Raw genomic sequence first — 7474 nt, forward strand, 5'->3', positions numbered from 1 at the left:
TGCAAAACCGCAAAAGGTGCAAAGTTTTTTATGACTTCATTAACTGAAAATCTCCAAGGTTTCAATCAAATTTGTTAAAATAATTGCGTGCAAAATATGTCAGAAACCCAAAAACGAAGCCGTTTCAAAAAGAAACGATATCTTGTTCCCATTATCATTTTAATCCTGCTCATTGCCTTCCGTCTTTACCTTCCCACCTTAGTAAAAAATTACGTAAACAAAGTGCTGGCAGACATTCCCGGCTATTATGGGCAGGTGGAGGATATAGACATTGCCCTAATCCGCGGGGCCTATGTTATCAACGGTATGTACCTGAACAAAGGAACGGCAGAAAGCCAGGTTCCGTTTTTGAATTTTCCCAAAAGCGATATTTCCATCGAGTGGAAATCGCTCTTCCACGGAAAAATCGTGAGCGAAATAATAATGACCAGTCCCGAGGTTATCTACGTTTTTGAGGACCAAAAAGACACTGAAGGCGATGCCGATGTGGACGACTGGACCAAAGCCCTCACAGACCTTGTGCCCATAGACATCAACCATTTTGAAGTCCACGACGGCAAACTGGCCTTCGTGCAACTTTCCGCAGACCCAAACATAGATTTGCAGATAGACAAACTGGAACTCACCGCCGACAACCTGCGCAACGTGGTGGAAAAAGAGCGCATCCTCCCCTCGCCCATTCGCGCCAGTGGCATTTCCATAGGTAATGGCAAGGTTTCCTTGGATGGCTACATGAATCTTGTAAAGGAAATCCCCGATATGGACCTGTCCTTTTCGCTCGAAAATGCCGAAGCTACGGCCTTGAACGATTTCACAAATTATTACGCAGGCCTCGATTTTGACAAAGGCACCTTCGGGATTTACAGCGAAGTGGCCATTGCCGATGGCCATATGATAGGCTACGTAAAACCTCTTTTGACCAATACCAAATTGATAGGAAAAGACGATAGCTTTTTAGAGGTTTTATGGGAAGGTTTCGTAGGGTTCTTCAAGTTTGTGCTAAAAAACCAAGGCACGGATACTTTGGCCACCAAAGTTCCTTTTGAGGGCGATTTAAACGACGTTAAAACAGGGGTTTGGCCCACGGTTTTAAATATATTCGAAAATGCCTGGATTGAAGCCTTCAAAGGCGAAGTGGATAACGAAATTGATTATAAAGATGCTTTCAAGGAAGGTGAAATAACCCGGGAACAAAAACGCGAGCTCCGCAAAAAAGAACGGGAAGAAAGACGGGCAGCACGAAAAAAGGAACGCGAGGCCAGGAAGGGCTAACATCATTTATAGCGGCTTATAAACCCATAAACTTTTAAACATATAAACTCATTACCCGGCCAAAGTTTTAATCATTTTGCCGTATTTTTACAAGAAAGAATACAATTTATGGACCATCTCACCAAACTCGAAGAACTTCTTAACGGAGCAAACACAGACATTAAAAACGGGGCTTATGACGAAGCTACCAACAAGCTCGAAAAAATAATCGACTTGGACCCCAACTTTGGGAAAGCCTATAATCACTTGGGATATCTATATGAAGTAAAATTCAAGGAATTTGAAAAAGGCGAAACGCTCTACAAGCTCTGTCTGGAAAAAAGCCCGATGTATCCGCCCGTGTATTACAACTACGCCGTGCTCCTTTCCACATTGGGAAAATATGATGAATTGAAAGAATTGCTGGACACCGCCATTACCATTCCCGGCATTACAAAATCCACTATCTACAACGAATACGCCATTATGTACGAACAACTGGGCAAGCTGGACCAAGCCATTGAATATTACAAAAAATGTGCTTTGGACACCTTGGACAAAGGCGTTTTGGAACGCGCCAAAGGCTCCATAGACCGCTGTAAGATGAAAAAAGAACTGCAATAATGCGAATTGACATAATTACCGTACTTCCCGAGTTGCTCCAAAGTCCATTTGAAGCCTCTATCCTAAAACGCGCCATTGAAAAAGGGCTCGTGGAAGTCCATACCCACAACCTCCGCGATTATGCCACAAACGCCTACAAGCAAATAGACGATTATCAATTTGGCGGCGGCGCGGGAATGGTGATGATGATAGAACCTATTGATAAATGCATCTCCCAATTAAAGGCCGAACGGGATTATGACGAAATAATCTACATGACGCCCGATGGCAAAACATTCAATCAGCACACGGCAAACGAGCTTTCGCTAAAGGAAAACATCATCATTCTCTGTGGGCACTACAAAGGTGTGGACCAACGCGTGCGCGACCATTTTATAACCCGCGAAATCTCCGTGGGCGATTTTGTATTGAGCGGTGGCGAACTTGCGGCCGCCCTTGTCTGCGATGCCGTAATCCGTTTGATTCCCGGTGTTTTGGGAAATGAGACCAGCGCGTTGACAGATTCCTTTCAGGACGATTTATTGGCGCCCCCCGTTTACACCCGCCCCGCAGAATACAAAGGTTGGACGGTTCCCGAAATACTCACAAGCGGCAACACCCCAAAAATTGAGGAATGGCGGGAGGAGCAGGCTTATAAACGGACTAAGGAGCGGCGGCCGGATTTGTTGGAGTAAATATTTCAAGGCGGGTTTTTCAAAAAAAGAATGGGCAGCTTTAATCTTACGTAACAAATCATTATTTTTACACGTAAAACAATTCGAAATGGACAAAAAGCTCACATTAAGCCTGGACGGAACAGTCATTGAAAGTGCAAAAACCTATGCAAAATTGCACAATACCAGTCTGTCCAAACTTATCGAATCATATTTGGCATCGCTTACAAAAAATAAAAAAAACAAACCCGATATTACGCCTTTGGTAGCAAGCTTAAGCGGTGTAATAGAACTTGAAGAAAATTTTGATGTAAAAGATGCTTACGCGGAATATTTAATCGAAAAATACAAATGAACCGAGTATTAATCGACACCAACATCGTGATAGATTTACTTGCAATGCGAAAAGATTTCTATGAAGAAGCTGCCGATCTGTTTTCGCGTGCGGACAAAAAAGAACTTGTTTTGGCAATTTCAGCTTTAACGTTTGCAAACACCAATTACATCCTCACTAAACTGAAATCAACAAAAGAAGCACGGGAAATATTGCGAAAATTTAAACTTCTCGTTGAAATAGTAAGCTTGGATGAGAAAATTACCCAGCTGGCTTTGAGCGATGACAATTTCCAAGATTTTGAAGACGGATTACAGTATTACTCGGCTATGGAAAATCAAATTGACATTATTATAACCCGAAATAAAAAAGATTTTAAAAACTCGAAAATTCCAGTTTTAACAGCAAAAGAGTTTATGGCAAAGAAATAGTATTTTGCGGTTATATCAACAATCAACCAAAGTCAAACAAAATCAACACAAAATGAAAACCACACAAATAATAACACTACTCCTCGCCGTAGTCGTTTTCACCGCCTGCAAAAACGATCCAAAAGAAAAAGAGAACACAAAAACCGAAAATAAAGTGAGTTCAAATTTCAACAATATGCTCGACAATTACTATGAGGAAGGTTTAAAACTCAATCCACTGAACGCTACATTTTCGGGTGATTCACGCTACAACGACAGTTTTCCAAATTTCCTTTCCGATGAATATATTGCTGAGCTGAAAAACTATTACACAAAATACAAAGAAGAAGCCTCCACCTTTGAGGATGCTGATTTAAGCGAAACCGAAAAGATGAGCAAGGACATTCTGCTGTGGGAATGCAACATAAACCTGGAAGCGCTTACTTTCAAAAACGGCATCTATTTTCCCATAGACCAAATGTGGTCCGTAAATTTGTTGATGGGCCAATTGGCAAGCGGCAGCAGCGCACAACCCTTCAAAACGGTGGAGGATTACAACAATTGGCTAAAACGCATGGACGGATTTGTAGTCTGGCTAAATTCCGCAGAAAGCCGAATGAAGGAAGGCATGGCGGACGGATATGTACTTCCGAAATCGCTGATCGTAAAAGTAGTTCCGCAATTAAAGGCGATGACCGAGCCCAATGTGGAAAAGAACCTATTCTATTCCCCCGTAAAAAATTTTCCTGAAAACATTTCCGAAGAAGACAAAAAACAGCTTACCGAAGCCTATTCCAAAATGGTTTCCGAAAAAATTGTTCCCGCTTACCAAAGCCTTCACGATTTTATGGCCGGCGACTATTTAAAAGCAGGAAGAGCCACTACCGGAATTGCAGATACGCCCAATGGCGAAGCGTTTTACAAGCACCAAATAAAAAAATACACCACCACGGAAATGACCGCCGATGAAATCCACCAACTGGGTTTAAGTGAAGTCGCTCGTATCTCTTCAGAAATGAAAAAAGTGAAGCAACAGATCGGGTTTAAAGGCGATCTGAAGGCATTCTTCAATTTCGTGCGGACTAATAAAGAGCTAATGCCCTATACCGAGCCACAACAGATCATTGATCATTTTTACGCTATATACGACACAATGAAGCCAAAGCTAAAAGTGCTTTTCGACAAAAAACCGAAAACCCCTTTTGAAGTAAAACAAACTGAAAAGTTCCGTGAAAATTCCGCAAGTGCCGAGTACAATCCCGGTTCTTTGGACGGCACGCGACCCGGTATTTTTTATGTTCCCATCCCCAACGCTTCGGAATACAATATTTACAGCGACGAGTCGCTCTTTCTGCACGAAGCCATTCCCGGGCACCATTACCAGATTTCGCTGACGCAGGAAAATGATGAACTGCCGATGTTCCGCAAAACCCTTTTCTACAGCGGTTATGGCGAAGGTTGGGCGCTTTACAGCGAATCGCTCGGAAAGGAACTGGGGCTTTACACAGACCCGTACCAATATTTCGGAATGCTGGGCGCCGAAATGCACCGCGCCGTGCGCTTGGTAGTGGATACCGGAATGCACGCCAAAGGCTGGACGCGCGAACAGGCCATTCAATATTGTTTGGAAAACGAAGCCGAACCCGAAGCCGGAATCATTTCAGAAATAGAGCGCTATATGGCCAATCCCGGACAGGCCTTGGCCTATAAAATTGGGCAATTAAAGATTTTGGAACTCCGCCATAAAGCCGAAAAGGAATTGGGCGACAAATTCCAAATCGGCGAATTCCACAACCAAGTTTTAGAAACGGGTTGTGTACCGTTAAAGTTGCTTGAAAATAAGATTGACAGATGGATTGCTGATACAAAATAAATAAGCAAATCAGCATAATATTGTAGGCGCGCGATTTATCAAGCGCCTTTTTTCATTTAAAAAAATTGCAGATTATAATTATTATTTAGATATTTGTCTAAATACCTAAACAGATTGTGAAAGATATTTTCAAAGCTTTAAATGACGAAACCCGAAGGGAAATACTGGAACTATTGAAAAAAGAGGATTTAACTGCGGGCGAAATTGCGGACAATTTCAATATATCCAAACCCAGCATTTCGCACCATTTGGACATTCTGCAGCGTGCAGATTTAATAACCGGAGAAAAAAAGGGACAGTTCATCCACTATTCCATAAACACCACGATTCTCGACGATGTTTTTACTTGGCTACTAACCCTCAAAAAATAGAAATTATGCAATTCAATTTTAAAAAAGAATTCCCTTTGATCTTGATAACCATAATTCCGGGTATTTTTCTATGGTACGTTTGGAATTCCCTGCCCCCGGAAGTTCCCCTTCATTGGAACATAAGCGGCGAAGTGGACCGTTACGGAAGCAAAAATGAACTTATCTGGTTAACAACTCTCGTCCCAATCTTTTTGTACGTACTGTTCATGCTGGTTCCGCTTATTGACCCTAAGAAAAAAATAGCCGCGATGGGCGGTAAATTTTATACTATCCGGTTCTTTTTGACGCTTTTCCTTTCGGTTATTTTCACGTTTATAATCTATTCGGTAAAAGAACAGACGTTGACCAATCCAAATTATCTTTTTATAATTATAGGTGTCTTCTATGTTGTTTTGGGCAATTACTTCAAAACCATCAAACCCAATTACTTTATTGGCATCCGCACCCCTTGGGCATTGGAGAACGAAACTATTTGGAAAAGCACGCACAGACTTGCTGGTAAATTATGGGTAGCAGGCGGATTGCTGATAATAATTACCTGCTTTCTCTTCAAACAGCAAACTGCTCTTACCCTGTTTTTAATAATTACGGCGATCATTACCTTGATTCCTGTCACATACTCGTATCTACAATTTAAAAATATTCAAAAGGAAATTTGATATAACAAAAACCTAACAAACCACTTTGGGCGGCCAAACCCAAATAACTCAGTAACTCAGTAACTTAATAACCCTTAACTTTTAACAAACAACAAATAACATTTTCGCTTGCCCAATAACATAATTTCCTTATTTTTGCACCCACTTAATCCAACCTCTGGCGAGAACCGCGAACGTTGTTTTAATTCAAACTTTATCAAATTAACAAAATGGAAGAGTTAATTAAATTTGTACAAGACGAATTTGTTACAAAAAAAGAATTCCCTGAATTCGGAGCTGGTGATACTATTACAGTTTATTACGAAATCCGTGAAGGTGAAAAAACAAGAACCCAGTTCTTTAGAGGTGTTGTAATTCAAGTTAAGGGAACGGGAGTGACCAAAACTTTTACAATCCGCAAAATGAGCGGCACCATTGGTGTGGAACGTATTTTCCCGCTTAATATGCCAGCCCTTCAAAAAATTGAGATCAACAAAAAAGGAAGCGTGCGCAGAGCCCGTATCTACTACTTTAGAGGTCTTACCGGGAAGAAAGCCCGTATCAAAGAAAAACGTTCATAGTTCATTCTTTGTTGAAAACCTTCAGAGGCCCTGTTTTTACAGGGCTTTTTTTATGAACATTTGTTGATAAGCCATGTTCGTAACCCGTGGATTTTTAATGTGTTATAAATTGTTGCATATCAAGATTTCCGTTCTATATTAGCACTATCAAAACGGCCTAACAGCCACATTGATAAAATAAAGTAACGTTCTTTTACACTATTTTTTCCAAATTGCTGACGAAGCTAACGCTCGCACGACTGTTAGTTTCCAGATTTTGAAAAAATAAAAAGAAACACTTTACAAGCTTTTTTTGATTGTTTGAGGTACTCACGATCTTTAGATTATTAGTATTGAGATCAGAAAAAGTTTTTGGGTCAGTTTTTTGAAAATGGCATCGACCTCACGGAAGATGCAAATTACAAAATTTTGAACCCGTGTAAGTAAACCACAACCGCAAGTTTATAATAACCTTGCTTTGATCCCGATTCTGTCGGGATGGTTGGTAAAAGTTTACTTTACAAGGAGCCATATCAGCAGTATTTATACTATGATATGGCTTTTCTTGTTTTAGATATTTTTTGGTCGATAAGCTTGCCCGCCGCAGGAGGATTGAATAAGTTTAAAACGTTCGAGTATGTTAAATAAACTGTGTCAAATTAAAAAAAGGATGTTTAAACTTTTTAAATTTGACATATTATGAACGAAAATTTTGATTTTGAAAAATTCTCACGCGATGCGATCGAGAAATTGAAACAAG

9 protein-coding genes are annotated in these 7474 nt (G+C 40.6%); all 9 read left to right on the forward strand.

All coding sequences use genetic code 11. The features are described from left to right. The first annotated feature begins 96 nt into the window (after window positions 1-96). The 9 genes from POV26_RS04930 to rplS all read left to right on the forward strand — a co-directional run bounded on the left by POV26_RS04930 (window position 97) and on the right by rplS (window position 6735). Window positions 97-1272 (forward strand): DUF748 domain-containing protein, encoded by a 1176-nt coding sequence (locus POV26_RS04930; RefSeq protein WP_272855361.1) that lies wholly within the window; start codon window positions 97-99, stop codon window positions 1270-1272. Window positions 1273-1380: 108 nt separating this feature from the next. After that, the gene (locus POV26_RS04935) at window positions 1381-1875 is read left to right on the forward strand and encodes a tetratricopeptide repeat protein (RefSeq protein WP_272855362.1); all 495 of its coding nucleotides are present in this window, start codon (window positions 1381-1383) and stop codon (window positions 1873-1875) included. Continuing rightward, window positions 1875-2549, forward strand: coding sequence for a tRNA (guanosine(37)-N1)-methyltransferase TrmD (gene trmD, locus POV26_RS04940; RefSeq protein ID WP_272855363.1), 675 nt, complete (start codon window positions 1875-1877; stop codon window positions 2547-2549). The genes POV26_RS04935 and trmD overlap by 1 nt, the downstream gene beginning before the upstream one ends. Window positions 2550-2637: 88 nt before the next feature. Then, entirely contained in the window at window positions 2638-2883 is a 246-nt protein-coding gene (locus POV26_RS04945; RefSeq protein WP_045079748.1) for a DUF6364 family protein, read from the forward strand. After that, window positions 2880-3293: a type II toxin-antitoxin system VapC family toxin gene (locus POV26_RS04950; protein WP_272855364.1), complete on the forward strand. Its 414-nt coding sequence runs from the start codon at window positions 2880-2882 to the stop codon at window positions 3291-3293. The genes POV26_RS04945 and POV26_RS04950 overlap by 4 nt, the downstream gene beginning before the upstream one ends. Before the next feature lie 52 nt (window positions 3294-3345). Continuing rightward, window positions 3346-5145: a DUF885 domain-containing protein gene (locus POV26_RS04955; RefSeq protein ID WP_272855365.1), complete on the forward strand. Its 1800-nt coding sequence runs from the start codon at window positions 3346-3348 to the stop codon at window positions 5143-5145. 116 nt (window positions 5146-5261) lie between these two features. Continuing rightward, window positions 5262-5516, forward strand: a complete 255-nt coding sequence (locus POV26_RS04960) for an autorepressor SdpR family transcription factor (protein ID WP_045079751.1) — start codon at window positions 5262-5264, stop codon at window positions 5514-5516. A 5-nt stretch (window positions 5517-5521) separates the two neighbouring features. Continuing rightward, entirely contained in the window at window positions 5522-6175 is a 654-nt protein-coding gene (locus tag POV26_RS04965; protein ID WP_272855366.1) for an SdpI family protein, read from the forward strand. A gap of 209 nt (window positions 6176-6384) precedes the next feature. Then, window positions 6385-6735 carry a 50S ribosomal protein L19 gene (gene rplS, locus POV26_RS04970; RefSeq protein WP_272855367.1) on the forward strand — a complete coding sequence of 117 codons (351 nt, stop codon included), beginning with the start codon at window positions 6385-6387 and terminating at the stop codon, window positions 6733-6735. Window positions 6736-7474: the final 739 nt, after the last annotated feature.

The organism is Aequorivita todarodis (assembly GCF_028561335.1).
In the GTDB taxonomy this organism is placed as follows: Bacteria; Bacteroidota; Bacteroidia; order Flavobacteriales; family Flavobacteriaceae; genus Aequorivita; species Aequorivita todarodis.